The sequence below is a fragment of the Paenibacillus sp. cl141a genome, assembly GCF_900109305.1.
Lineage (GTDB): Bacteria > Bacillota > Bacilli > Paenibacillales > Paenibacillaceae > Paenibacillus_AQ > Paenibacillus_AQ lautus_A.
Genome location: NZ_FNZO01000002.1, coordinates 19,572 through 44,111, shown reverse-complemented (window position 1 = coordinate 44,111; position 24,540 = coordinate 19,572). Strand labels below are relative to the sequence as shown.

Annotated in this window: 27 protein-coding genes and 1 other annotated feature; of the genes, 11 read left to right on the top strand and 16 right to left on the bottom strand. The window is 51.0% G+C overall.

Translation table 11 applies throughout. From position 1 onward, the window contains the following. Positions 1-176: 176 nt before the first annotated feature. Both BMX45_RS05255 and BMX45_RS05250 read right to left on the bottom strand, forming a co-directional pair. Positions 177-1,151, bottom strand: a complete 975-nt coding sequence (locus BMX45_RS05255) for a COX15/CtaA family protein (protein WP_090908829.1) — start codon at positions 1,149-1,151, stop codon at positions 177-179. A gap of 250 nt (positions 1,152-1,401) precedes the next feature. Then, positions 1,402-1,746, bottom strand: coding sequence for a thioredoxin family protein (locus tag BMX45_RS05250; RefSeq protein WP_009592843.1), 345 nt, complete (start codon positions 1,744-1,746; stop codon positions 1,402-1,404). A gap of 88 nt (positions 1,747-1,834) precedes the next feature. On the opposite strand from BMX45_RS05250, the gene BMX45_RS05245 reads away from it, so the two are divergent. Then, positions 1,835-3,262 carry a DUF2515 family protein gene (locus BMX45_RS05245; RefSeq protein ID WP_090908828.1) on the top strand — a complete coding sequence of 476 codons (1,428 nt, stop codon included), beginning with the start codon at positions 1,835-1,837 and terminating at the stop codon, positions 3,260-3,262. A gap of 81 nt (positions 3,263-3,343) precedes the next feature. Here the strand turns inward: BMX45_RS05245 and BMX45_RS05240 are convergent, their stop codons facing one another. The 3 genes from BMX45_RS05240 to BMX45_RS05230 are packed head-to-tail and all read right to left on the bottom strand — an operon-like array spanning position 3,344 to position 6,258. Then, the gene (locus BMX45_RS05240; protein ID WP_090908827.1) at positions 3,344-4,969 is read right to left on the bottom strand and encodes a putative polysaccharide biosynthesis protein; all 1,626 of its coding nucleotides are present in this window, start codon (positions 4,967-4,969) and stop codon (positions 3,344-3,346) included. Positions 4,970-5,024: 55 nt separating this feature from the next. After that, complete coding sequence (locus tag BMX45_RS05235) at positions 5,025-5,504, bottom strand: DUF456 domain-containing protein (protein WP_009592909.1); 480 nt, start codon at positions 5,502-5,504, stop codon at positions 5,025-5,027. Between the two features lie 7 nt (positions 5,505-5,511). Then, a complete protein-coding gene (locus tag BMX45_RS05230; protein WP_090908826.1) occupies positions 5,512-6,258 on the bottom strand; it encodes a Cof-type HAD-IIB family hydrolase in 747 nt (248 codons plus the stop codon). Between the two features lie 260 nt (positions 6,259-6,518). Between BMX45_RS05230 and BMX45_RS05225 the strand changes: the two genes are divergently transcribed. After that, the gene (locus BMX45_RS05225) at positions 6,519-6,980 is read left to right on the top strand and encodes an SRPBCC family protein (protein ID WP_090908825.1); all 462 of its coding nucleotides are present in this window, start codon (positions 6,519-6,521) and stop codon (positions 6,978-6,980) included. Between the two features lie 57 nt (positions 6,981-7,037). On the opposite strand, the gene BMX45_RS05220 is transcribed toward BMX45_RS05225, so the two are convergent. From BMX45_RS05220 to BMX45_RS05210, 3 genes are all read right to left on the bottom strand, one after another. Continuing rightward, positions 7,038-9,092 carry a peptidoglycan D,D-transpeptidase FtsI family protein gene (locus BMX45_RS05220; protein WP_090908824.1) on the bottom strand — a complete coding sequence of 685 codons (2,055 nt, stop codon included), beginning with the start codon at positions 9,090-9,092 and terminating at the stop codon, positions 7,038-7,040. A 135-nt stretch (positions 9,093-9,227) separates the two neighbouring features. Further along, positions 9,228-10,376 carry a transglutaminase domain-containing protein gene (locus BMX45_RS05215; RefSeq protein WP_090908823.1) on the bottom strand — a complete coding sequence of 383 codons (1,149 nt, stop codon included), beginning with the start codon at positions 10,374-10,376 and terminating at the stop codon, positions 9,228-9,230. Positions 10,377-10,480: 104 nt separating this feature from the next. Next, on the bottom strand, positions 10,481-10,930 hold the full coding sequence (locus tag BMX45_RS05210; protein ID WP_090908822.1) for a hypothetical protein: 450 nt from the start codon (positions 10,928-10,930) through the stop codon (positions 10,481-10,483). A 182-nt stretch (positions 10,931-11,112) separates the two neighbouring features. Here BMX45_RS05210 and BMX45_RS05205 point away from each other — a divergent pair, with 182 nt between their 5' ends. From BMX45_RS05205 to BMX45_RS05200, 3 genes are all read left to right on the top strand, one after another. Further along, entirely contained in the window at positions 11,113-12,291 is a 1,179-nt protein-coding gene (locus tag BMX45_RS05205) for an MFS transporter (protein ID WP_090908821.1), read from the top strand. A 131-nt stretch (positions 12,292-12,422) separates the two neighbouring features. Then, positions 12,423-12,527 carry a YjcZ family sporulation protein gene (locus BMX45_RS30935; protein WP_119846439.1) on the top strand — a complete coding sequence of 35 codons (105 nt, stop codon included), beginning with the start codon at positions 12,423-12,425 and terminating at the stop codon, positions 12,525-12,527. Positions 12,528-12,704: 177 nt separating this feature from the next. Further along, a complete protein-coding gene (locus BMX45_RS05200) occupies positions 12,705-13,052 on the top strand; it encodes a toprim domain-containing protein (RefSeq protein ID WP_009592860.1) in 348 nt (115 codons plus the stop codon). Between the two features lie 122 nt (positions 13,053-13,174). On the opposite strand, the gene BMX45_RS05195 is transcribed toward BMX45_RS05200, so the two are convergent. The 3 genes from BMX45_RS05195 to BMX45_RS05185 all read right to left on the bottom strand — a co-directional run bounded on the left by BMX45_RS05195 (position 13,175) and on the right by BMX45_RS05185 (position 15,314). Next, positions 13,175-13,792 (bottom strand): SCO family protein, encoded by a 618-nt coding sequence (locus BMX45_RS05195; RefSeq protein WP_090908820.1) that lies wholly within the window; start codon positions 13,790-13,792, stop codon positions 13,175-13,177. 80 nt (positions 13,793-13,872) lie between these two features. Then, the gene (gene cyoE, locus BMX45_RS05190; protein WP_009592896.1) at positions 13,873-14,811 is read right to left on the bottom strand and encodes a heme o synthase; all 939 of its coding nucleotides are present in this window, start codon (positions 14,809-14,811) and stop codon (positions 13,873-13,875) included. 284 nt (positions 14,812-15,095) lie between these two features. Beyond that, positions 15,096-15,314, bottom strand: a complete 219-nt coding sequence (locus BMX45_RS05185) for an alpha/beta-type small acid-soluble spore protein (RefSeq protein ID WP_015737431.1) — start codon at positions 15,312-15,314, stop codon at positions 15,096-15,098. A gap of 122 nt (positions 15,315-15,436) precedes the next feature. On the opposite strand from BMX45_RS05185, the gene BMX45_RS31225 reads away from it, so the two are divergent. Then, positions 15,437-15,604, top strand: coding sequence for a hypothetical protein (locus BMX45_RS31225; RefSeq protein ID WP_175495047.1), 168 nt, complete (start codon positions 15,437-15,439; stop codon positions 15,602-15,604). 11 nt (positions 15,605-15,615) lie between these two features. Here the strand turns inward: BMX45_RS31225 and trpS are convergent, their stop codons facing one another. After that, complete coding sequence (gene trpS / locus BMX45_RS05180; RefSeq protein WP_015737432.1) at positions 15,616-16,602, bottom strand: tryptophan--tRNA ligase; 987 nt, start codon at positions 16,600-16,602, stop codon at positions 15,616-15,618. Positions 16,603-16,692: 90 nt separating this feature from the next. After that, positions 16,693-16,932: a binding site (T-box leader), on the bottom strand. Between the two features lie 173 nt (positions 16,933-17,105). Between trpS and BMX45_RS05175 the strand changes: the two genes are divergently transcribed. Together BMX45_RS05175 and BMX45_RS05170 are read left to right on the top strand one after the other, a co-directional pair. Next, a complete protein-coding gene (locus tag BMX45_RS05175; RefSeq protein WP_090908819.1) occupies positions 17,106-18,095 on the top strand; it encodes an aldose 1-epimerase in 990 nt (329 codons plus the stop codon). Between the two features lie 207 nt (positions 18,096-18,302). Then, entirely contained in the window at positions 18,303-18,524 is a 222-nt protein-coding gene (locus BMX45_RS05170) for an alpha/beta-type small acid-soluble spore protein (RefSeq protein ID WP_006212633.1), read from the top strand. A gap of 93 nt (positions 18,525-18,617) precedes the next feature. On the opposite strand, the gene BMX45_RS05165 is transcribed toward BMX45_RS05170, so the two are convergent. Then, positions 18,618-19,022 (bottom strand): hypothetical protein, encoded by a 405-nt coding sequence (locus BMX45_RS05165; protein WP_009591435.1) that lies wholly within the window; start codon positions 19,020-19,022, stop codon positions 18,618-18,620. A 294-nt stretch (positions 19,023-19,316) separates the two neighbouring features. Beyond that, positions 19,317-21,110, bottom strand: coding sequence for a M3 family oligoendopeptidase (locus BMX45_RS05160; protein WP_090908818.1), 1,794 nt, complete (start codon positions 21,108-21,110; stop codon positions 19,317-19,319). A 146-nt stretch (positions 21,111-21,256) separates the two neighbouring features. On the opposite strand from BMX45_RS05160, the gene BMX45_RS05155 reads away from it, so the two are divergent. Further along, positions 21,257-21,442: a YycC family protein gene (locus BMX45_RS05155; protein WP_090908817.1), complete on the top strand. Its 186-nt coding sequence runs from the start codon at positions 21,257-21,259 to the stop codon at positions 21,440-21,442. Then, positions 21,439-21,669: a hypothetical protein gene (locus BMX45_RS05150; protein ID WP_009591425.1), complete on the top strand. Its 231-nt coding sequence runs from the start codon at positions 21,439-21,441 to the stop codon at positions 21,667-21,669. Before BMX45_RS05155 ends, BMX45_RS05150 begins: the two co-directional genes overlap by 4 nt. A 78-nt stretch (positions 21,670-21,747) precedes the next feature. Here the strand turns inward: BMX45_RS05150 and BMX45_RS05145 are convergent, their stop codons facing one another. Next, entirely contained in the window at positions 21,748-22,443 is a 696-nt protein-coding gene (locus BMX45_RS05145; protein WP_254777969.1) for a DUF2225 domain-containing protein, read from the bottom strand. 57 nt (positions 22,444-22,500) lie between these two features. Further along, the gene (locus BMX45_RS05140) at positions 22,501-22,878 is read right to left on the bottom strand and encodes a globin domain-containing protein (RefSeq protein WP_090908815.1); all 378 of its coding nucleotides are present in this window, start codon (positions 22,876-22,878) and stop codon (positions 22,501-22,503) included. Between the two features lie 406 nt (positions 22,879-23,284). Here BMX45_RS05140 and ylbJ point away from each other — a divergent pair, with 406 nt between their 5' ends. Continuing rightward, positions 23,285-24,502, top strand: coding sequence for a sporulation integral membrane protein YlbJ (gene ylbJ, locus BMX45_RS05135; protein WP_090908814.1), 1,218 nt, complete (start codon positions 23,285-23,287; stop codon positions 24,500-24,502). Positions 24,503-24,540: the final 38 nt, after the last annotated feature.

Here is a 24,540-nt window from a genome sequence, read left to right as displayed (position 1 = left end):
CTCCGGTGTTATTAAATATAAACAAATTCGTTGCCTTATCAAACCTTTTCGATACGGCTGCCGGAAGCTCCATTCATTTCTATACAACAAAGCCCTCGAACTCCGGTCCGGGGACTTTGCATGCATGTATGCTATAGAATATAGGATTTTCTTAACGGAATGATCGGCGTTCTTCCTTATACGATCTTTTCCCGAGGCACATCGTGGCCCTTCCGTATTTCGGCTTCAAGCGGCTTGCTGAGCTGCCATACCCGGACGCTTAAATAACACAGTACGCCGAACAGCGCCGAGATCAGCAGTGTATGACCCAGTGCGGAGAATACGTACACTTCCTCGTTATGCATCGTAGCCATAATGAGGGCGCCGCTGAATACCTGCAGCAGGCACAGTACGGTTGCCGAAATGCCCAGCATCTGGATTTCCCGGTTACCGCGATTGCGCCAATATGCAAAATGCCCCATCACCGCCACCACGAGCAGCAGCAGCAGCGCGGCCACGCGGTGCATAAAGGCGATGCCGACCCCTCCGCTCAGCTCCGGTATCACTTCTCCGTTACACAATGGCCAGCCGGAGCAGCCTTCCCGGGAATCGGTATGGCTGACGAATGCACCGATATACACCACGATGTAGCTGTACAACGTTGTGCCCCAGACCAAATTGCGGAAGCCCTTGCCCACCCGCGGCAAACGCTCCAGGTCAGAGGGCCCCTTCGCTTGTTCGATTCGGCGCATGCCCAAAGCCAGCATGACCGAACTGGCAAAAGCAATCAGCGAGAAGCCAAAATGCAGCGCCATGATCGCAGCCGATTGAGGTTTAACCACCGCAAGGGCCCCCATGATGGCTTGTACCACGACGAATACCGAGGTCCCGATGACGTAAGCCATCAAATCCCGGCGGTCCCGCTTGTACTTCCAGAACGCTATCAGCGATGCCAAGGCGGCCAAACCAGCCATTCCGCTTACGGCCCGGTGGGAATATTCGATCATCGAGGACACCGTGTAAGCGGGAACAAACTTACCGTTGCACAGCGGCCACTCTTGGCCGCAGCCAAGCCCTGACCCTGTCTTTGTTACAACCATGCCGCCAAAAGTCGCGCAGAACATAATTAAGCATGTTATGTAACTCAGCCACTTTAATTGTTTATCGTTCACTTATCTCACCTGCTGCTCATAATCATTCACTATTCAAAACCTATACAGGATCGCATCATATACAGTCCACATTTCATTATACCTGATTCTGCAGCTACGGTCACTTGAGCGATTGTGACAAAATGTTCAAAAATGAACAAAACCTTCATGCTCAAGGTACTTGACTTCGCAATTCCCCTCACAATGATCCAATGTAAAAACAACACCGCCGCCCGTTATAGCTCAAAGGCGGCGGTGCTATCGTCACTGCTTACTTGTGAATCGTACCGTATACGTCCACGGCACGCTGCAGGAAATCTTCAATCTCCTCGCGCGATTTGCGGAGTTTGTTAACGTAGCGAACCAGCTCGCGTCCGTCAGAGTATGCAACAAAGCTAGGGATGCCCAGTATATTTTGCTGCTGACTCACGTCACCGACAGCATCGACGTCAACTTCCACCAGAGTCAATTGGTTGGAGAACTTCGTCTCAACCTCCGGCATGAATGGATCGATAAACTTGCAATCGCCGCACCAGTCCGCTTTAAATACGGCAACGGTCAGTCGTGGAGACTGGATTGCAACCTGAAATTCTGCTTCTGAAGTGATTTTTTCCATTGATTATCTCCCCTTTACGTCGAGTTCCTTCCCCCCTAGTGAATCAAAATGTTGAGTGGAAGTCAAATATTAAGTGCATACTGACTGTATGAGGTTCATGGTCTGGCATTATCATCAGAAAGTGCAGGTGACAACCGGCATGCACTCGCACGGAGCCAAGGACAAACCAAATCGGGGCAAGGATTACGGGTCATGGCCAGCTGCCATTTCGCAAGCCCTGGCAGAATCCTGGTCCGGTATGATGGCAGCTTGGCGATATTCCATAAAGCTTCGGACCAACAGGCATGAATTGCAGTGGGATCCTACAGCCGTTAGGGCCATTCGCAGGCAGCTCAAGAACATTCTCTCCTCCCATCCCTATCTGCCGCAGGGCATTTCTTCGTTTCTCCCTCTGCAAGAAGGTCGCAGCGATATTCGTGGTCATGAACCGGACCTGCAGCCAACGGATGAGGAGCAAGAGCTGGTTCATCGCATTCAGGAGGCCGCTGCCGCCGCCAACCGAAGCAACGTAACCCGAACAGAGGCCTATTTGGACTGTTACGAGTCGCATCCGGAGCTGCATTGGGCCTTGCTTGCCCATATGGTATCACGCAATGCCGGATGGAATATGAGCGATCTGAAGGGCGGGCTGATGTCGGATCTGATGGCTCCCCATTTCCAAAACCATCTGTACCGTTTCTTGGAGCGCTGCAATGCGCTGATTTTTCAGGATGCCTATCCGCAGCTGCTTCTCTATATGCACAGTCGAAAAATAGGAAAGCCCTTATTCCACTTGCTCCCCCGCTTCCATGTTTCTTCGTTCATGACGCCGTTCTGGGAACGGTTCTGGCACGACCAGGGCAGTTCGCTGCTTACGGTCGCCCTCATCATTAATGAACAGAACTATATTGAGGGGCGCGTGGCAAGACATCCTTTTTACCGTCAGCATATTTTGCAGGATCCGCTCTTTCGGGTGCATGAGCTGTCCCGGTTGAATCAAATCGTGTTCCCGTTGGGTCAAAGCCATCAGACAAGCACAGACTCTGCCGATTATCCCGTTTCTCCTACCCGGCCGCTGGCCGGACTCACCATCCCCAAGTTTGACGACCTGTCTATCCGGATCAAGGCAGGCCGCTCGTTGTACGCTTTACTGTTCGGTTATGAGGATATCTATCATGCCGTGCTGGAATTCGCTCGTTCCACCAAGCATCAGGGCTCGCGTGCTGAATATTGGCCGGCGTTATTCACGCCGACGCGGGATCAAGCCATGAATCACGGCCACGAGGGGCTTGAGCTTATCCAATCGGAATGGCTGCCGGACGGCCGTCGTCTGTATAGCCCCCATCTTGAGGAGATCTGGCAGGATGAAACCCCGGAACCGATTCCCCGGTACGACTGGTTTCAGGGCCACGCGATGTTTAAGCATATTCGCAAACCGAAACCGCCGATACTGCCGGATATCACCCACGCCCATCGGGCCGCCCTGAAGAAAACCTCCATCGCCCATGACGTATCCGCTCCGTCCCGCCGGCAATAAAAGAAGACCATTCCGATACGGCCGGAATGGTCTCTTCTCTAACGGATGAATGAATAGATGTGCTGTTCTTGCATCATAGGTTTATCCCCGCTCCCGCATACGCGCAGGCTGCAGCCTCATCAGCGGACGGAACACCTTCTGCAAAGGACGCGGGTAACTGCTAAGCTCCGATTGCCGCAGTACGCCAAACACCACCAGCAGCACAAGATATATAATGACTACGGCTACGCCTACAACCAGGCAGGTCAGCAGAAATGCCAACCTTGCCGGCATGACATCGACCATCTGAATACCGGCCAGGTTCAGGCCGTAACCGATCCCCCCTGCGACAGCAACCGTTAGTATGAAGCCCATCCAGCGTTTGCCCAGGATCGAGAAGGATACGATCGCCTTGATCGATCTGACGTTCAGTATCGTAATGACAAGGAAACAGAGAGCCGTGCTCCCGATGATGCCGTAAATGCCAAACAACGGAGCAAGCAGGAAGCTGGCAACAAGCTTGACCGCAATCCCGATCATCACGTGAACCATCGAGAGCTTGGCCTTGCCGATTCCAAGAAGAATGGAGTTCGTTGTCATCATAGTGATTTGGAAAATCGTACCGAATGTCAGGAACCCGATGATCCCGCTTCCGCCGAGGGAACTAAACAGCAATCCGTTGATGGAATAGGATGCAACGCAGAGCGCAATCACCATCGGCATCCCCGTCAATATGGCAACGCGCATGGCCAGCGATACTTGCTGTTCCAAATGCTCCTGATCTTTCCTCGCAAAAGCGGCAGAGATGATCGGAATGAGCGAGGTGCTGAGGGCAATGGCTAGAATCGGCGGAATGCCCGCTACGCTTTGCGCCCGGTTTCCTAATACCGCTAGGGCTGCGGTAGCCTCTCCCAGGCCAACCTGCCCGATCAACAGCGGCTTCACAATGGAGCTGTCAATGAAGTTGACCGCCGGAACCGCCAGGGAAGACAGCACAATCGGTATAGACAGCGTGAAGATATCCCGGTATATCCCGCCAAGCGGAATCGAGCGGTCCGCCGCCGGCATTTTGAGCTCACGATCGTTTCGGCGAAGCTTCACCGTAAAATACAGCATGACCGCAAATGCCCCGATACTGCCGAGGACGCCCCCGAAGGAGGCACCCGCCGCGATCCAGGTATCGTCATATCCCAAACGCAGCAGCACATAGGCCAAGCCGATCGCGGTCAGAACCCGTGCAATCTGCTCGATAATTTGCGATATGCCGCCAGCCGTCATGTTATTGCGCCCTTGGAAGTAACCCCGCATCATGGCGATGGCCGGAAAGAGCAGCAGCGCCGGAGCGAGTGCTTGAATGGCAGCGGCAGCTTCCGGCTGCTTGGCTATATGCGTGGCATAAAAAGGAGCTCCAAAGTAAAGGAGCAGCGTCATGACTACGCCCGCTGCCCCGGCAAAAATAAGCGCAGCATGATAGACGCGCCGAGCCTCCGCAGGCTTGTTCAAAGCATGGCGCTCCGATACCATTTTACTGAGCGTGCTGGGAATGCCGGCCGTGGCTACCGTTAACAGCATTAGATATACGTTATTGGCAATCGTAAACGAGGCATCCCCGATATCATTCAGCATATGCTCCAGCGGCACCCGCTGAGCAAGGCCCAGCACCCGGGCTACCAGCGCAGCAGCGGCCAAGATGATGGTGCCTTTAATAAATGACTCTTTCTTAGACAAAACCGTACCCTTCTTTCTCCTCCAAAGCGCCTCTTACAGCGATTGCTATGCTCTATTAGAAAATCCAGATGAAGAAAATGATGATCATCGCAAGCTGCAATATAATCTTCACCACAATGCTGCTGAACAATCCAACAACCGATCCGAATCCAACCTTCATGGATTTGCTCGCTCCCGAGCCTGCCAGCATTTCACCCAGAAATGCCCCCAGGAACGGTCCGATAATCAAGCCGAAGGCCGGTATCACGAACGGTCCGATAATAAGTCCGATCGTGCTGCCCCAGATCGAGGCTTTGGAACCGCCGAGCTTCTTGACTCCCCAGGCATTAACTGCATAATCGGCAATGAAGAGCACCACCAGAATGATGGTCTGGATAATCCAGAACCATGCATTGTAATGCTCGAATGTAAAGAACCACCCGTAAACGAACAACGCCAGGTAAATGGCGACAACCCCCGGCAGAATAGGGTATATCGCCCCGGCCATCCCAATGATAAACAGAGCGATGACGATAATCCAGCCCAATACGTCCATCAACACCTCACCCTTCGATCAAAATATGATCCCTGATGACTTCGACGATGCCGTCCTCATTGTTGCTGGAAACCACAAGATCCGCCTCATCCTTCACGGTCTGCTGGGCATTGCCCATGGCCACGCCGAGGCCGGCCTGCTGGATGACGGCCAGGTCGTTCAAGCTGTCTCCTACGGCTACAACCTCGGACATGCTGATGCCCAGCAGCTCGCACACCTGCCCGATCCCGGTCGCTTTGTTGACGCCCTGCGGATTGATTTCCAGGTTATCCGGCGAAGAGTTCGTGATCTCCAGTCCGCCCATATCCTGCAGTCGCATCATGATATTGTGGCGTACCTCATGATCATTCGTGTTATAACCGAATTTCAGCCACTCCTGATTCGCGACATCGTCGGTCCAGTGCTCAGAGTTATACAATCTTTCTACTGAATACGCCCAGAACCACGATCCGGTTTCAATCGCGAGTGCATGCATTTGTTCCACGAGCTTGCTGTCGAGCAGCGTGCGGCGATGCAATTCATACGGCGCACGCCATACTTCGCCGCCGTTCACCGTTACCATGGGCGTCGTCAGTTCAAGCTGCTTGGCATACGGATAAGCATCCTGAAACGGCCGGCCCGTCGAGAGGCAGACGTGAATGCCGTGCCGCACCGCCTCCTTGATCCACTTCACCGTTTCCTCGGATACTTCATGGTCGTCCTGAAGCAGCGTACCATCCATATCCAGTGCCAACAACCGATATTTATGTTTCATGGTATTAACCCCCTTACGATTCAAAGCAAACATAACGACATTTTACCACAAAAGGCCGGGCGTCAAAACATTCCCCTGAATGAGCAGTCCCTCGATGCATGCCAAACCAGGTAAAACCCGGCCTGACGCAAGATTTCCTCGAGGGTGCTCGAACAAACGACAAGACCCTTGAAATAAATAAGCAATGTAAAAGAAAGAATACTCGTTACGGTATGCTAGGATGAATACGAAGACAAACCCGAAAGGAGTTATGCACCCCAATGACCAAGCTCAATGAGAATCCCGTCGTCACGGCAGAGATGTTGATTCGAAGACCCGTTCCAGAAGTTTTCAAGGCTTTCATCGACCCTGATATCACAACCAAGTTCTGGTTTACCAAAAGCAGCGGCAGACTTGAGAAGGGCCGGCATATCCGCTGGGATTGGGAAATGTATGGCGTGTTTGATGACTTGTATGTGCACGATATCGAGGAGAACCGCCGCATCGCCATCGAATCTTCCGATCAGACCAGGACCGAGTGGATATTCACCCCGCGGGGCGAACATGAGACCTTCGTTGCCATTACCCATTCCGGATTTACAGGAAGTGATGATGAGATCATGCTTGGAGCCATTGACTCCATGGGAGGATACACCATGGTGCTCTGCGGCCTCAAAGCGCTGCTGGAGTTTGGCGTTGTTCTGAATCTCGTCGCGGACAAGGCTCCGGACGCCCATGTATGACAAAAAAAACGGCAGCCAACCCTGCAGGGCTATTGGCTGCCGTTTTGCTGTTGTTGATTATTCGTTCGTACTGCCGTCCTCATTCTCACCCTCGGTTTTTTTAGGGTGAGGCGTACCGTCCAATCCGTAAATCTCGTCATAAGCGTCGAAAATTTTACGGGCAACCGGCGCGGCACTCTGGGAACCGAAGCCTGCTTCCGGAATGACTACTGCAACGGCCAGTTTCGGGTTTTGCCGCGGTGCAAAGGCGATGAACACCCCGTTTTCCACCCGGATCCGTGTGCCGTTTTTATAAATATCCTGCTCGGATGTTCCTGTTTTCCGCGCAAAATCATATTTGAAATCCTCGAAAGCCCGAAGTCCCTGCGTGTTCATCCCTGCAATGACTTCATTCCAGTACTGCTGCGGGAATTCCGCTTTATTTAATACTTCGCGCTTGAACTCCTTGATCACATTGCCGTCCTGATCCACAATCTTGCTCGCAAGCTGCGGACGGATGCGTTCTCCCCGGTTGGCAAGCGTGCTGGCATACTGCGCCAATTGGAGCGTCGTATATTTGCCCGACTGTCCGAAGGAGGCGTACGCCATGGCAGCCAGATAACTTCCCGCCTGCTCGATGTTGGTATATTCGATGATGCCTTTATGCTCCTTCGGCAGACCGGATTCGGTGGATACCCCAAGCCCGAATTTCTTCATGTATCTATCCCATACCTCAACGGATTCGGAGCCGTACTTGTTATACAGCTTTTCCCCGATCCAATCGACCATAAAGGCATTGGAGGAATGCTCGATCGCTTTTCTTGCGTTCAGGGACCCGTAGGCTTTACCGCCGGAGTTCCGAACCCTCGTATTATCTTTACCAAAGAATGCAGCACCTGAATCAGGATAGTAATCGTTCGGCCCGAACAAGTTTTCGTTAAGCCCGATCAGCACCGACAAAGGTTTCATCGTGGAGCCAAGCAGCACGACCGATTCCAGATTGTTGCCGGAGCGCCCGGAACTGTACGGAGAGATCGTACCGTTGCCGTAATACTTCATGACGGATTCCCAATCGTCGGTTCCGTTCTCCCATACATTGGGGTCATAGTCCGGCATGCTGGCCATGGCGACAATGTTGCCGGTATCCACTTCCATCGCTACCGCATAACCCGTGAGCGCATTCGGATGCGTTTTGCCGGAAACCGGATTGGCGTGCAGCCATTTCAGCTGATCGATGATCGCCTGCTGCGTAGCTTTTTGGATATCCTTATGAATCGTCGTATGGATGTTGTAACCCTTCTCCGGGGCAATCATGGTCGGTACCCCGTCCGCCATGTTCTGCGGATTAATCGGAATGCCGATATATCCGTTCTTGCCGCGCAGCTCATCCTGGAACATCATTTCCAGTCCGTCTACGCCGACCTTCTCCTGCTCCGTGTAGATGAGTCCCGGATCCTTTTGCTTTTTGTTCTGCTCATCAATCTCTTTATATTTATCCAGTGTCTTAATGCCGCGGAACTCTTTCAAATATCCAATCGTTTGAACGGCGATTTTGTCCGGGTTGTATTGACGCTGGCTCTCTTCCACGACCTCGACTCCGGGATACTCGTTCTTATGCTCCATAAAGTAAGCCACTTCTTTAGTCGAGAGATCCGCTTTGATGCGTCTCGGCTCATAACCCGGCTGCTTGTTAAATTCCAGGTCCATCGCTTTGATGACATCGTCCACCGTTAATTTCTCTGCTTTCGGATCACCGTATTGTTCGAAGACCCTGACCATTTCCTCGGCCAGCTTTTCGATTTCCGGACGGTTCTTCTTCCCTCGTTCGGATGAACTGTAATCCTTTAACAGTGTTAAATACAGGGCTTGGGAGGGTGTCGAGTAGGCAAGCGGCGTACCGGAAGCATCGATGATGCTGCCCCGGATCGGCTGAAGCGGGAAATTTTTAACCTGCCCGCCGGTTTCAAGCTCTTTTAGCTCAGGCCCTTCCACGAACTGCAGTATGGCAAGACGTATAATAATGACACAGAATATGATAAAAGTGCTGAAAAAAAATAGATTAACCCGCAAGTTAAACTGACTGCCGGCATCTCGTTCTTCTTGTTTGCGCTTGTCCGGCCTAAACCCTTTCACGTAAGCTTCTCCCCTTTATCCACAATCACATAAACCCATATTAACATAAACGCCCCCCCACTTCATCTGAAGGCCCATCGGATAGGCAAGGGCGGACTTCCCTGCTAGAAAGCCGCCCCTGCCTATATCACTCTATTAAAATACCTGCTCTTTAATATGCGTCTCGTTGAAGCGCGGCGGATTAAACCAGTTGCCGCTCTGTGCCCAGGTCGGGTCGAGAGGGATCCAGCGCTTCTCTTCGCTCAAGTAGACTTCATTCCATGCGTGCGGACCATAACCGCCTTGTCCGTTATATCCCCTGCCGGTAACCACTCTGACTTCAAGATCCTGGGATCTCGCCATCATGGCATACAACCGGGCGTAATCGATGCATACCCCTAACCTCGTATCGTAGGTATCCTGCGGCGTTTGCTCTTTCCATATGCGCTGTTCTTCATACAGCGTCACTTTGTCGTGGTCATATGCGATCCGGCTGCCTACCCAATCATAAAGCTTTCGCGCTTTCTCTTCATCGGTTGGCGCCCCCTTCACGACATGGGCAGCCGTCTGCTCGATGCCCTCCGGGATTTGATGGTCGATGACCTCGTACTTTCGCTGAATGATCCCATTCAATTCTTCCTGAACCGACTGGGTAAACACCGGCAGCTTTTCCTTGACGAGCGAACCCGACAAAGGCTCGATCACAGCCCGCGCTCCCTGCTGATAAACCGGAGAAGCCTCGACATACCGGCTGAAGCCGTGATCAGGATTCAGACTGACGAAGATGAATAAGATAGCAATGACAATAATGCTCCGGGCTGCACCCATAATGACGCCGATTCCGGCACCGGTCAGCCGGCTCAGCAGCGATGCCGAGGTTTCTTTTTTTGTTCCGAAGAGTCCCAGCCCGCCTCCCATGATCAGGGAAACCAGCAGCCGCAGCATAAACACGATAACGGCATAACTCAGCATAAACAGGACCGCAAACCGAAGCAGCGGGAAATCCGCCAGCGATTTTACGGCCGTATAATAAATCTGCTCCCAGAAGCGCAGCTCCCGATTCGGTAAACCGGAGAACGTGCCCAGCCAATCGCCTGCCTTAGGCGACAGCCATAATGTAAAAGGAACGGAGATCGCAAGCCCGACGAGGCGAAGCACCGCGTCCCCCAGAAAAAAAACAAGCTTCCCGGCTGAGCGGGAGGCTCCGCGACTCCATCCCTGAATGAGTGAAAAAGCCACAATCAGCAGCAGCAAGATGGTGATTCCGTTCCCATCCAGCACACTTTCCTTCCATGCCGACATCAAACGGTATCCCCTCCTATCCCATGATGTCTTGTCAACGGACGTAAGCTTAACCGCAATGAACATGCTGCCAGCTTACATCCGCATCCGATTGCGTTCGTCATTTGTTATTTCGATGATGCCGAATTGCTCTTGGCATCATCGATAAAGCTCTGAATCGTATCGTTGATGTCCCACTTCCCTACCGAAACACCGCGGACGGTGACTTCCACCTCTTTCGAACCGGCGCTTCCTTTCAGCTCGAGATTGGGCGCTTTAATGGAGTACGTACCGTCTCCATTCGAAGTATATTGTGCTTCCTTCGCTTCCTTCATCATCATGTTCAGCGCTTCTTTTTTTATCGTATCCACCGTTTCTTCCTTGACCGTGGTTACTACCTCGCCGATTTTGTCGAGGGAAATTCCGCTGTACACCAGCAATCCCGCGATGATGAGCACGGCAAGTGCCCACTTAATGACGGTTCTCACCACATTCAGCACGATAAACAAGATGATTAAGGCGATGGCGATGACCAGCCAATTTTGTTTAAGAAATTCAATCCAGACCTGAGTATCCAATTCGTTTTCACTCCCGTCAATCGTTTCAAAAGCGGCGGTTTATGGCCGTCTTGTTAATTATACATGATACCCTGCAAAGCTGTCAGCCAACCGGGTCTTTTCACAAAAAGGTCTAAGCTTGACCTTTCGTACGTACAAGTAGTAGTACCATATCAACTTTAGCCGGATAGGAGGGTGCCATATTGAAAACCGCTTTATGGCTCTATATGTTTTTGTTTCTGGCGTTTTTTGATTTGCATGCTCAGTATCCTGTACTGACGCCCTTTGCCATTTCACTTGGAGCAGCCCCTACGTTTATCGGCTGGATGATGGGCATTTATGCTCTAACCCATCTGCCTGGCAACCTGCTTGCGGGCAGTCTGATCGATCGTCACGGCAGCAGACGCTACATTATTTTCAGTCTAACCGCCGCCGGTATCATTCTGCTTCTTCAGGCCCATGTCCAATTGCCCTGGCAGTTGCTCGTTCTCCGCTCGATCAGCGGCTTCGTGCTGGCCTTTCTGTCACCGGCCTGCCTGGCGCTGCTGGCGTCGCTCTCCCGGGATCCCGTTACGCAGGGCAAATATATGTCCGGTCATGGCGTGATCCACACCCTTGCCTCTGTCTTGTCGCCGGCTGCTGGAGCTTTCATCGTCGCTAATGCGGGATTTTCCGGCACATTCCAGAGTCTGGGCTGGCTTTTGATTTTCACAGGCTTGATGGCGTTTCTCAGCCTCCCGAAGCCGATGCCAGCCGCAGCTAAAGCTAAACACAAGGGGCAGCAGGCTGAACCGATCAACAACGAGAAGCCGGCACGGCTTCCGTTTAGCTTGCGCTTATATTTGATTCCTTTTGCGATCGCTTGCTCTCAGGGAATCCTGTTCTTTGAAATACCGCTTCGGGAAAGCGGGCTGGCAAGCATTATGTCCACCGGGCTACTCTTCTCCGTCATCAGCCTTGGAGCCTTGGTCACGCTAAGCATGCTGTTCCTCAACCGTTATGCCCCTCATATCAGGGTGACCATCGGCGTATTCGGGCTGGCCATATGCTTCTACGCCCTCGCTGCAGCAGACCGTGTACCGATTATGATTATCCTGTTTACGCTCGGACTTGCCAAAGGCTTGCTATTCCCGGCTCTATCCTCTTTGTTCATTCAGCTCAGCGGCGGAGGCAAGCTTGGCAAAGTGTTCTCATTTCAGTCCATCGCCATGTCGCTGGGATCCTTTGTCGGCCCGATCGCGGCTGGACAGCTGCGATCGGTGGTATCCCCTTATTTTGTTGCGTTTCTTATGCTGATGACGGTTCTGCTGCTGCTCCCCAAACGCAATCGTGAAGCACCATTGACAGCCATCTCGCCCGAAACCCCAATCACAACCGTCTGATGAATTTGTACCATGCTAACAACAGCGCCCAAATCTACGCGGATGGGCCAATACACAGTCCATATGGGTAAACCCACATAAGATACAGTGTGGCAAATGACCACGAACATTTAACCAAGGGGTGAGTAATCATGAGTCATGTTCATCATAAACATTGCCATGGCGGCCATGGAAATTCCGTAGGAATGATCCTGGTATTGTACATTCTGCTCGTCATCATTCTGAGCTGCTTCTAACCAGAATACATGGATTAATCTTATTGCGGCCATCCACTGGATGGCTGTTTTATTATGCTTCTTTTGCATGATCGGCAGAAAACAAGTTACACTATACCTACATCATTCGACGGCAGATCAACATTTCCCGGGGAATGCTGCCAAGGATCTCCGTATCATGACAGAGGTGAAAAAAAGATGCCGATATTTCTCATTGTAGAGGGCAAGAACGACCGGAGCCGGCTGCGTCGGCTGCTGACTTCGGATATAACCATCCTTTGCACATTCGGAACGTTAAACACCGCCAAGCTTGAGAGTCTGCATAAACAGGTGAAGGATCAAGAGGTGTACCTTTTTATGGATAACGACAGCTCCGGCAAGAAAATTCGCGGAGCTCTGCGCGACGTCTTTCCTGATGCCGAACAAATCTATACCCGCCGGGGATATGCCGGCGTTGAGGGAACTCCCGACGAATACTTGATTGCCCAACTGGAGAAGGCAGGGCTGGAGGAATTCATCATCTACCCGCCCCCTGACGTATTCTGATGAACCGTGTCTATTGTCAAGGATCACAAGAGCATCTTGAATGGCTCCAATTTTCGCTATTTAAATAAAAAGGCGTCCTCCATCTTTAACGATAGAGCGCGCCTTTTGGTTTTACCTGCAATTTATTCCTTAATCAAAGCCTTGATGTCCTTCACGATATCCTCGGTCTTCACTTCGGATGGATCCGCAGCATTATAGGTCTTCCGGATATTATTGTCCCGGTCCACCAATGCAATGGAATTGCCATGCGTGAAATTCGTCGAGTTATTGCCCAGCAGCGGAATTTTGAAAGACTCTTGCATCAGCTTCCGCGTTTCCTCCTGGTCTCCACGCAGGAAGTACCAGCCGCTGTAATCGGCATAGAATCGGTCTCCGAATTCCTTAATCTTCTCTTTCGTATCGGTCTCCGGATCAAAGGAGATGGACACAAAGTTAACTTCTTTACCGAATAAATCTTCTTTTTTCAAGTCCTCCTGGATCTGAGACAGGACCAGCGTCGTAATCGGGCACACGTCCGGGCAGCTGGTGAAATAGAAGTACATAAGCTTCACCTTGCCTTTGGTATCCTCCGACGTGATCGTTTTCCCATCTACATTCTCCATGGAATAGGCAGCAACCTCACGAACGATCGGAAACTTCTCCTTTCCGAATCCAAGCGAGTTGTATACCAGGTAGATGGCTGCTATTACGCATACAGCGAGCAGTACCCAAGTCCATTTGTAACGTTTGAATGCATTCATGACCTTCCCCGTTCTCCCTTCGTCTCAGGCAATCCCTGTTCTATCAGGTTTTAGTGTATCGCTAAAAGCCCAGCCACCCGTTAAAAGGTGGTATTGAGTATGAGAACGATCAGGCTCAAGGTCAAGTAGTTGATGGAGATAATGAATACTTTTTTGGACCAAGCTTCATCGTCCTTGGCACGAAAACCTTGGAGTGCGGCGTAGAGCCACCAAATAGCCAGAAGGAGTCCGATGACCAGAAAGAATATACCGGCATATCCGTATGCGTACATCAGGATGGGAATCGGTATGAGAAGCACCAGGTAAGGAATCATCTGATACTTCGTGCGTTTAATTCCTTTGACAACCGGCAGCAAAGGGAATCCCGCTGCTCGGTATTCTTCCACCCGGCGAATGCCCAGCGCCCAGAAATGCGGCGGCTGCCAGAGAAACAGCAGGGCGAAGAGCAGGACGGCTGCCATATCCACGCTTCCGGTCACGGCCACATAGCCGATTACCGGAGGCATGGCACCGGAGATCGCTCCAACCGACGTGCTCCATGTAGAAGAACGTTTAAGCCAGAGAGTGTACACCACAACGTAAACGAACATTCCGACGGCTCCGAATAGGCCTGCTAGCACACCTGAGAACAGGAACAGGACGGCTAGTCCCACGACCCCCAGAATGACGGCATACCAAAGAACAACCTTGGGTGTCAAACGCCCGGTTGGAAGGGAGCGATTCCGGGTACGCTCCATCTTCATGTCGAGCTCCCGGTCGAAATAGTTATTGAAAACACAGGACGAAGCCATGACAAGCACAGTTCCGAGAAGTGTCATAATCATCAATCCAAATTGGATATCCCAACGCGATGCCAGCCAAAATCCGGCAAAAGCCGCTATCAAATTTGACCGGATGATTCCGGGTTTCGTCACCGTGATAAAATCTTTCCAAGTCCCCGCCTTATCGGGAGGTGCAGGCGCTGCCGAGGCCAGTGCTGCGGATTCTGAAGGAGCCTGGTATCTCAAGTGATTATCCACGTGTTAACGTTCCTCCTTGTATCTGTCGTTATGGAGGAAGTACTGCCTCCGCTATAAAGTTTATCATATCATTAGTAAAAAGTGTTTAGCAATCCTTCGGAATTCATTCCATCTATATGACAATTCAGTGACATTTGGAAGGGATATCACCTTGACGTTTCGCCGTTGTTTAAGGCACAATTTGTCTATGTAGCAGGATGTCTGTCGGGCCCCTGATATGAATACAAAGCCCGGAGCGCTGACATAGCGCTCCGGGCTTCCATACTCACGTTATGAGAGAGAGATTACAGCGTGCGGCCAGACCCCGAAAGAGCCTGTTCAGCTTGCTGTACCAAACGTTTAGTAATGTATCCGCCCAGGGATCCTGTTTCACGGGAAGTATAGTTACCATAGTAACCGTCCTGAGGAATCGTTACGCCTAGTTCTTGAGCGGCCTCGAGTTTCAAACGTTGTAATGCTGCAGTAGCTTGAGGTACAACCAAATTGTTGCTGCGACGTGCCATATTAAAAATCTCCCTTCACTGAATGTCTGTTATTCCAGTGCAAGCTTGCAAACTTATTATGGCTCCTTCTTGCAACGTTATACGTATTTTAAAAATTTTAATCTTTGGAGGTTTTTTTCATAATGAGTAAAGGCTTATCCCTATGGTTTGCGGTCTCTTCCATCGTCCTGTTGACCGCCTCCGCCATATCCATCAGCTACAACGGATTTCTGGCCGTCGGTCTGGCGCTGCTCTCCATCCTCAACATAGGCTGGGGATTCATTATTAAAGCCAAACGCAAGCCTTCCTAGAAGACCCTTGTTTATTTAGGAGCCAGAAATCCCATCTTGTCCTTCACGCCATCGAGTATTTGGGCTGCGGTCTTCTGCGCCTGCTCGGCTCCCTTGGCGAGAATGTCATGAATTTCACCGGTTTGGCGAATTTCGTGGTATCTGTTCTGAAGCGGCTCCAGAGCGGCTACAACAACTTCGCCAAGCTCCTTCTTGAATGCCCCGTACATCTTTCCTTCGAAACGAGACTGCACTTCCTGCAAAGACACCCCAGCACACTCCGAATAGATGCTCATCAGATTGCTCACCTCAGGCTTAGCGGAAGGATCATACACCACTTCGGCTCCGGAGTCGGTTGTAGCCCGGCTGATTTTCTTGCGAATTTGATCCGGCGTATCCAGCATCGCGATATAACTGCCCTCAACCGGATTGCTCTTGCTCATCTTTTTGGAGGCGTCGTCCAGCGACATGATTCGCGCACCGACTTCAGGGATGAACGGCTCCGGAATATTGAAATACGGACCGAACCGATGATTGAAGCGTGCAGCCAAATCGCGCGTGATTTCCAAATGCTGCTTCTGGTCGTCTCCCACCGGCACAAGATTTGCATTATACAGCAAAATGTCTGCGGCCATGAGCGCAGGATAAACGAACAAGCCGGCCCCAACCGATTCCTTGCCTTCCGATTTGTCCTTGAACTGGGTCATCCGTTCCAGCTCGCCCATATTCACCAGGGTGGTCATGATCCATCCCAGCTCGGCGTGTTGAGGAACATGGGACTGCAAAAAGATATTGGCGCGGTTCGGGTCGATTCCGGCTGCAACGTACAGGGCCGCGACTGATTCCGAGCGATCCCGCAGCGAGCTAGGCTCCTGCGGTACCGTTATTGCGTGCAGATCGACCACCATAAAATAACAGTCATGCTCGTTTTGCAGCTTCACAAAATTTTTAATGGCTCCGATATAGTTGCCGAGCGTTAAATTACCGCTTGGCTGAATTCCCGATAATACGGTTTTCATGACTAGCCCTCCATTTATTTATATTTTCATTTAATCCAAGTCTGCCGCGCCCTGCGTGAGCATATAGGAACGCAAAAAAGCCTCACATCCGCAAGGGACGTGAGACCGTGGTGCCACCCTTATTCGCTGCAAGCATCATCCTACGCAGGCTGCAGCCTTCCATTCTTGTAACGGAGAATACCCGGCCGGCATATTAAGGAATAACAGCATTCCCGTTCAGCCCGGCACTCGAAGGTCCATTCAGCAAAGCGGATCCGCCGGTTCACATCAACCACCGGCTTTCTGAAGGATGGGCCGCACCTGCTTACTTGTCCTTGTCATCGTGTTTAATCATAATGGATCACTATTACATGCAATGATAAAACTCTTGTTCTGCCTTGTCAATTCCTTGGAATCAAGATGTCCAGGCCTTTTTGAAGCATTTCTTTTACCCTTTCCGCAAAAATCTGTTATGATGTGGTTAATCGTCCGACCATGATTTCTGTTAGTAAAGGAGCATCGATATGAATCAAGTGACCAAAGGCCAGTGGAATGGTTACGACACCTATATTTTAAACAGCGGCCGTCTTGAAGTGACTCTCCTTCCTCGTCTAGGTAATAACGTCATTGGGATTAAAGACAATGAAAACTCACGCGAAATCCTCCGAAAACCAGATGAAAGCGAGCTTGCATTCTATCTACAGAAGCCTTACCACTTCGGCATTCCGATGCTCATACCGCCAGGCCGGATTTCCAAGGGCCATTTCGAATATGGCGGAACGTCGTATCAATTTGATCAAAATACCGCGAACGACAATCATATCCACGGCCTCCACCGATCACAGGCTTGGTGTGTCAGCGACATAGAGGAAGATGATGACGGGTGCGCCGTTTCGACCGAGTTCATCTCATCGGATGATCCGAAATGGATTGCCCAATTTCCTGTGCCGCTGAAGCTGGAAATGACCTTCCGTCTTCAGGGGACACGCTTAACGCAGAGCCTTCGCGTAACGAATCTGGGCGCTAGCCCCGTTCCGTTCGGCATGGGTTACCATACGTGGTTCCTGTTGGACGGCGAACCGCATCGCTGGACGCTGGATCTGCCTGTCGAAGGCATTTACACTTTGAATAAAGAACTGATCCCGACCGGTGATCTTTCACCTCTCGGCCATTTGGAAGAACTGAATTCGGGACTAAACCTGAAGGATGCCGACCTGGATACGATATTAAAGATCCCTGAAGGCAAACCTGCCGAGGCCTTGCTGAAGCGGGACGATGGTTACCAAATACATTATTCGGCAGACCGTGCCTTCTTCAAGCATTGGGTACTCTATACCAAAGGTGTTGCCGAGCAGTTCCTCTGCATCGAACCGTACACCTGGCTTCCCAACGCACCCAATTTGAATCTCCCGAACGAAGAAACCGGGCTGATTCATTTGGAACCGGGACAGACCGTGAATCTGACAACCAAGATCAGCATTCAGAATGCGTCGCCGGAGGCAGAGCAAGGATAAGCCAGTCTCCATTGACACATAACACCCTCATATACTTAACTTTTTAGCAAGAGCAGCCCTTTGAATATTCAAAGGGCTGCTTTTATTTGATCTATGAACAATGCATACGGGTAATTTTACCAGTGGACGATCTGCCTCCTGCACGAATGAGATCCCTATCAATCAGGTCATAATATCCTCATACAACATCAAAGGAGGTGACATGACATGGCTCAAGGTCGTTCTTCTAACAATCTTGTCGTACCTCAAGCAACTGCAGCTCTTCAACAATTGAAGATGGAAGCTGCTCAAGAACTGGGCGTAACGATTCCACAAGACGGTTACTATGGAAACTATACTTCCCGTGAAACCGGTTCTTTGGGAGGTTACATCACCAAACGTCTGGTACAATTGGCTGAGCAGCAATTATCGGGTCGTTCGAACCTGTAATTAGCATCTCTTCCCTCCAGCCGTAAATAGAAAGAGGCGATCTTCTCCCCAAAGATCGCCTCTTTCGTTATATGTTCTATATAATAAATGATTTCAGGATTCCGAAGCAGCTTCGGCATATGTATTACGAGGGTACCGAATCATCAAGTTGGCCATGTTATAGTTGGATTCAAGCACAGCATCCACAACGACGATGCCTTGTCTTACCATAAATTCATAACTGATTTCGCCATGTGTCCAATGGCGTTTATGTTTCAGACTTTCAAGCGCCATCGAACGAAAAGAGAATTGTTGAGCCTCACTTAGCCCCTCCTCTTGCGGAGCTATGATCCCGTTACGCCCAGACAATGGGTTATGCCGTATGCCAAATTTACCAATTACATTGTTTCGTATTTGTACAAATACGGTTCCCGAGCTTAGACCTCCCAACTCTTCTTCCAGCTCTTTAAACACGATGTCCAGCTGCCTAGCCAGTGATAATTGATCTAGTTTTACCATCCCTTCTCCCCTCCTTTATTAGTAAATCTTCCCTATTATTAGGGCTTATGACTCATTATAGGGGATAAAAATCATTGGATCAACAATATTCAACACATTTGGGTATTTATTACTAAAATTGCACAAATATTTTAGTTTTCCGCTCCTTTATTGCGTCAACTTTCTTTCTTTTACGACAAAAAAAGAAGCCCCGAAGGAGCTTCTTTCGAATATGGGAATAAATTTGCAGTCGGAGGTCAAACGCCATAACAGGAACTGCATTTTTACCTGTTTTTTTCGGGGATAACCAACAGTTTATGCTAAATGCTCGGTCATTTGCAAGAACTGCTTAATATCGTTGACGCAGGAGTCCGCAGCGCTTTGCCAGAAGTCGGGCTGTGTCAGATCCACATTCAGATGTTTCTTTGCCAAGTTCTCCACGGTCATTACGCCTGTGTCGCGAAGCAAAGCATCATATTTGTCCGCAAAGGTCGGACCTTCTTCCAATGCCCGAACATAGAGGCCCGTACTGAACATATAACCGAAGGTATACGGGAAGTTATAGAACGGGGTGCCCGTGATATAGAAATGAAGCTTGGATGCCCAGAAATGCGGATGGTATGATGTCAGGGCATCACAGTATGCTTCTTTCTGTGCCTCCACCATTAAATCGGAGATCTCCTCGCTGCTCAGCAGACCCTTCTTCCGCTTGTCATAGAAGCGGGTTTCGAACAAGAAACGTGCATGAATGTTCATAAAGAAGGCCACGCTGTTCTGAATTTTCTCTTCCAACAGAGCCAGCTTCTCCTCTTCGCTGCCTGCCCCCTTCACCATCGCATCAAAAACAATCATCTCAGCGAAGGTGGATGCCGTCTCGGCGACATTCATCGCATACTTTTGGTTAAGGACCGGAATTCCGCCCATCAGATGCTGATGATAGGCATGACCCAGCTCATGAGCCAGGGTCGAGACGTTCGAGGCCGTTCCGCCAAACGTCATGAAAATCCGCGTCTGGCCGCTTGCCGGGAAGGAGGTGCAGAAACCGCCAGGCCGCTTCCCGGGGCGGTCCTCGACCTCAATCCAGCTCTTGTCGAACGCCATCTGCGAAAAATCCGCCAATCTCGGGCTAAACTTACGGAATTGCTCCACGATGTTAACAGCGGCATCGTCATACGAGATCTTGGTCGCCGAAGTACGGAGCGGAGCATCCACATCGGTCCAGGATAACCCGTCCAGACCGAGCAGCTTCGCTTTGCGATTCAGGTACTCCACAAGCACCGACTTCGTATCCTGGATGACGGCCCACATCGTGTCCAACGTCTCGCGGCTCATCCGGCCAATCGCCAGCGGCTCTTTCAAGACATCGTCCCAGCCGCGGTTCTCGTACAGCTTCAGGCGGTAGCCTGATAGATGGTTCAGGGTATCCGCGCAGTAATCAGCGGAGTCTCCCCAAGCCTTCTCCCACTTCTCAAACATGGATTGACGCACTTCCCGGCGTGGATCATGCATTTTATTGAACGCCTGCCCTGCCGACAGCATGACCGTCTCTCCGTCTTCCTCATACGGAATTTGGATTTTCTTCACGATGGTGTCGTAGAACTCTCCCCATCCGTGATAACCGTCTACCCCCAGCGACAGCGCCAAGCTTTCCAGCTCGGGACTCATCTTATCCTTCGCGAGATTGCGGCTTTCGTTCAATACGAATTCCAGCTCGGCCACCTTATCCGTACCGGTCCATGCGGTCCAGAGCTCATCATTCATTCCGCGAAGCACGTTATCGAACTGGTTCTTCACCGACTGCAGGGCCGCAGACAGCGTAGTTACCCGCCCGGACAGTTGAACTGCCTTCTTGTCATTCACGTTCTGTGCGGTCAGGCAGCCTACGAAGGCAGAAACCTCGCGGATCCTTGCATAGGCGCTCTGGAACTGCTCAAGGAAGCGCTCCAGACTGGATGCGCTCTCGATGGTCTCTGGAACAGTCAATGCCTTGACGTCTTGCTGAAGTTTATGTACATCCTGCTCCAATGCCTCAATAAAGCTTCCGAGCTGCGGCGAGGAGGAGCCTCCTGGAAATATCGATTCCAAATCCCAAGTTTGTTGAAGTGCCATCGAACATTCATCACCTTTCGAGATAAAATATGAATTCAAACGGAATACCATTTGTGCGGACTTAGGGAAAAGTGTATAACTATATATAACTAAAAAACTGTTATCCCTCTTGATCAAACAAATTACTGCTGGAGGAGCTAGAAGCCATGAGACCTTTGCAAATTTCACCGGAGACGGCGGTTACACTGTCCAAGCAGCTGGGCGTTCCGCTGGAACAGCTGATGCATATGCCTCAGCATATATTAATGCAGAAGATTGCCGAGCTTGCCAAGAATGAGGAAGCGAAAGCAAACCCGAAAGACGATGAGTCCCATTCATCGGAGAACTCATGATTCCTTTTTCGAATACGTGGCCATATGATGTCGTTGGCAACGACGTATATGTACACAGCTGCCCCTTCTGCGGGACCGACAACGTCTTGCTTCCCATGAAGCCTAAGGAGCTTGTAAGCGTTAGGGAAGGGAAAAAGAAGCTGCTCATCTTCCCTTGCTGCCACAACAAAGTTACCGTGCTGGACAGCGACATCGACTATTTGCTCACGGATCAGCGATTGCGGTGACTCTATCTTAAAGCGAGCCATCGCTGCAAATTGCTAATCAACAGCCTGCTGGCCCACCGTTCAGCGGGCTGTTTGCATTTAAGACTCCGCCTGAATCGGCGCGTTCTTCTGCTCCCGGATCTGTTCGGCTATCAGCTTCCACTGCTCTCTGGAGGCTCGGATCATGGCAGCATCCATGATCTTCTCGTCCTGGACCACTCTGGAGAACCACTGGACCGCCTCCTGGAACTGTCCCAGCCTGCGATGAATCTCTCCGATCAGGTACAGCAGACGGGCATCATTGGACCCTACCCCTTCCAGCTCAAACACCCGGATATAGGATTCCAGGCTGTAGCCCAAAAACCGCTTCTCTTGATCCTCGTTGCCCTGATACCGGTACAGCCAAGCGATATGGTGCAGCAGGCTGGCCACGATGCGATCCCGCTCCCCGATCACCTGGGCGCAGAGAAGAGCCAGCTTGTACGACTCCAGAGCATCCTCCAGGTTGCGCGGACCGCCCATATCCCTCTTCTCCCAGCGGCATCCAACCTGGTCATAGAAGAGCGTTTTCTGCCGTTCATTCAATTTCAGGGTCGAGTGTTCCGTCGAAGCAAAACCGCATTCGGGGCAAATCCGCACCACGTAAAAATCGGGGTTCTCCGATTTGTAGTACGCGCAGAAATCCGTATCCGTACGGTATGCCTTCTTAAAGCTTGGCCGCACCCTGGACGTTAAGTATTCATGCTCACAGTGCGCACAAACCACCTTGATGGAATACAAGGGTTCCAATTTCACGCCATTCGCCATCCCTTCATTCGCGTCTAATTCCTGTCCGTTTCTAGATCTAAGGCACTACGGAGTATTCACGAAATGGTGGGCGGGACCCGAAAGACGCTGCAGCACAAAATCACGTAAATCATCCTCCACGCCGATTTCGATTAAGGCTCCGGCCATGCAGCCAAGCCATTCTTCGGCATGACGGTCGGTAATCGGGAATTTCATGTGCCTGGCCCGCATCATCGGATGTCCGAACGCTTCCGAGAACAAAGCCGGCCCTCCGAAAAACTGGCTCAAAAACATATATTGCTTCTCCATCACCGGCATGATATCTTCCGGAAACAACGGCGAAAGCAGCTCATTTTGCTGCACTCTCAGATAAAAAGCTTCGACGAGCGATCGTACACCCTCGGCACCCCCGAGGTTATCATAGATGCTTAAGTTCGGATTCATATCCGCTAATTCTCCCATCTGTTTATGATTCGCTTTCGATTGGATGTACTTGTCCATTATAGCAAAAAAACAACAAAAAAAGGCGCTAAGCGTTGGTTAGCACCTTTTAGAACTTATTAATAACTGCGCCAGTCCTCTTCACTCTGGACGAGAGAAGCACGTATAACATAAACGAAGGCGCATACCAGGATACCTGCGACTATGCTCATGATCATCACTCCATCCAAACATAATACGAAAGATGTGCTTTGATGGTTTTATTATAGCACAATATCCCCGAAAATAAAGCACAAATGTAACCGCTTTCTCATGTTTTTTTATACTGTTTGTCCTATATTCTGCATAGATTTTAAATATCGGACCATATTCTATCATTCACAACGATGCCAGGGGGCGTATTCCTTATATGACCATGAAAAAAATGGGCTGGCTCTTGCTCGTGTCGGCTCTGATCAGCGTGATTGTCCTGATGGCTTTGTTTCCCGAAGCGGCGCTCCAATCCGCGCTCCGCGGCCTGGCGATATGGTGGGACGTGCTGTTTCCATCCCTGTTCCCGTTTTTTGTCATTTCAGAGGTGCTGCTGGGGTTTGGCGTGGTGCATCTGATCGGTACGCTCCTCGACCCCATGATGCGGCCGTTGTTCCGAATTCCGGGCGCAGGGGGATTCGTGGCCGCGATGGGATATGTTTCAGGTTACCCCGTCGGTGCCAAATTAACCGCCAAATTGTGGGAGCAAAAAATGGTAAATCGGGAGGAAGGTGAACGGCTTGTTGCCTTTACCACCTCTTCGGACCCCATATTTCTGATCGGTGCGGTATCCATCGGCTTCTTTCACGATCCCAAAATAGGTCTCATACTGGCCCTGGCCCACTATGGCGGAGGGTTCCTCGTAGGTCTGTTAATGAGATTTCATGGCAAGCGCGAGTCCAATACATCAACCGATTCGCTCCTCCTGTCCCAGACGAAGACAAGCCGGCTCAAGTCCGCCTTTCAGGCCATGCATGCTGCGCGGGAGCAGGACGGCCGTGATCTCGGCACGCTGCTGAGACAAGCGATTCAATCATCGCTTCAGCTGATTATCGTTGTTGGCGGTCTCGTGGTTTTCTTCTCCGTGTTTCTTGAACTCTGGACCCGGGCCGGCGTCATGCCCGCGCTAACAGAGGTCATCAGCTTGCTGTTATCCCTCGTTGGCATGCCGGAATCCTTATCCACTGCTATCGTGGGGGGACTGTTTGAAGTGACGCTGGGGGCACGCTATGCCGGGGAAGCTGGTGCCGCTATTCCTCTGCCATACAAAGCGGCCGCGGCAGCCTTTATCTTGTCTTGGGGCGGCCTGTCCGTTCATGCCCAGATCATCAGCATCCTGAACTCTACCAACCTTAGGTATTTTCCGTTTGCCGTAGCCAGGCTGATCCACGGCGTTATTGCCGCCACCGCCGTGTTTCTGTTGTGGAGAATCGTCATGGGGTCTTCGATACCGACGCTGGCGGCGCCGTCTGTTTCGGATTCCGCCCTAAACGGGTATACCCATATTATGGCGGCTTTCTGCATCCTGCTCGGTTTCCTGATTGCAATTGCGTTGTTTATTCAGATCCTTCGAGGACTGCAGCAGAAATTCCGCTAATTCCCAAGGTGAACATTGTGTTCTTCTCCAAGATTGAT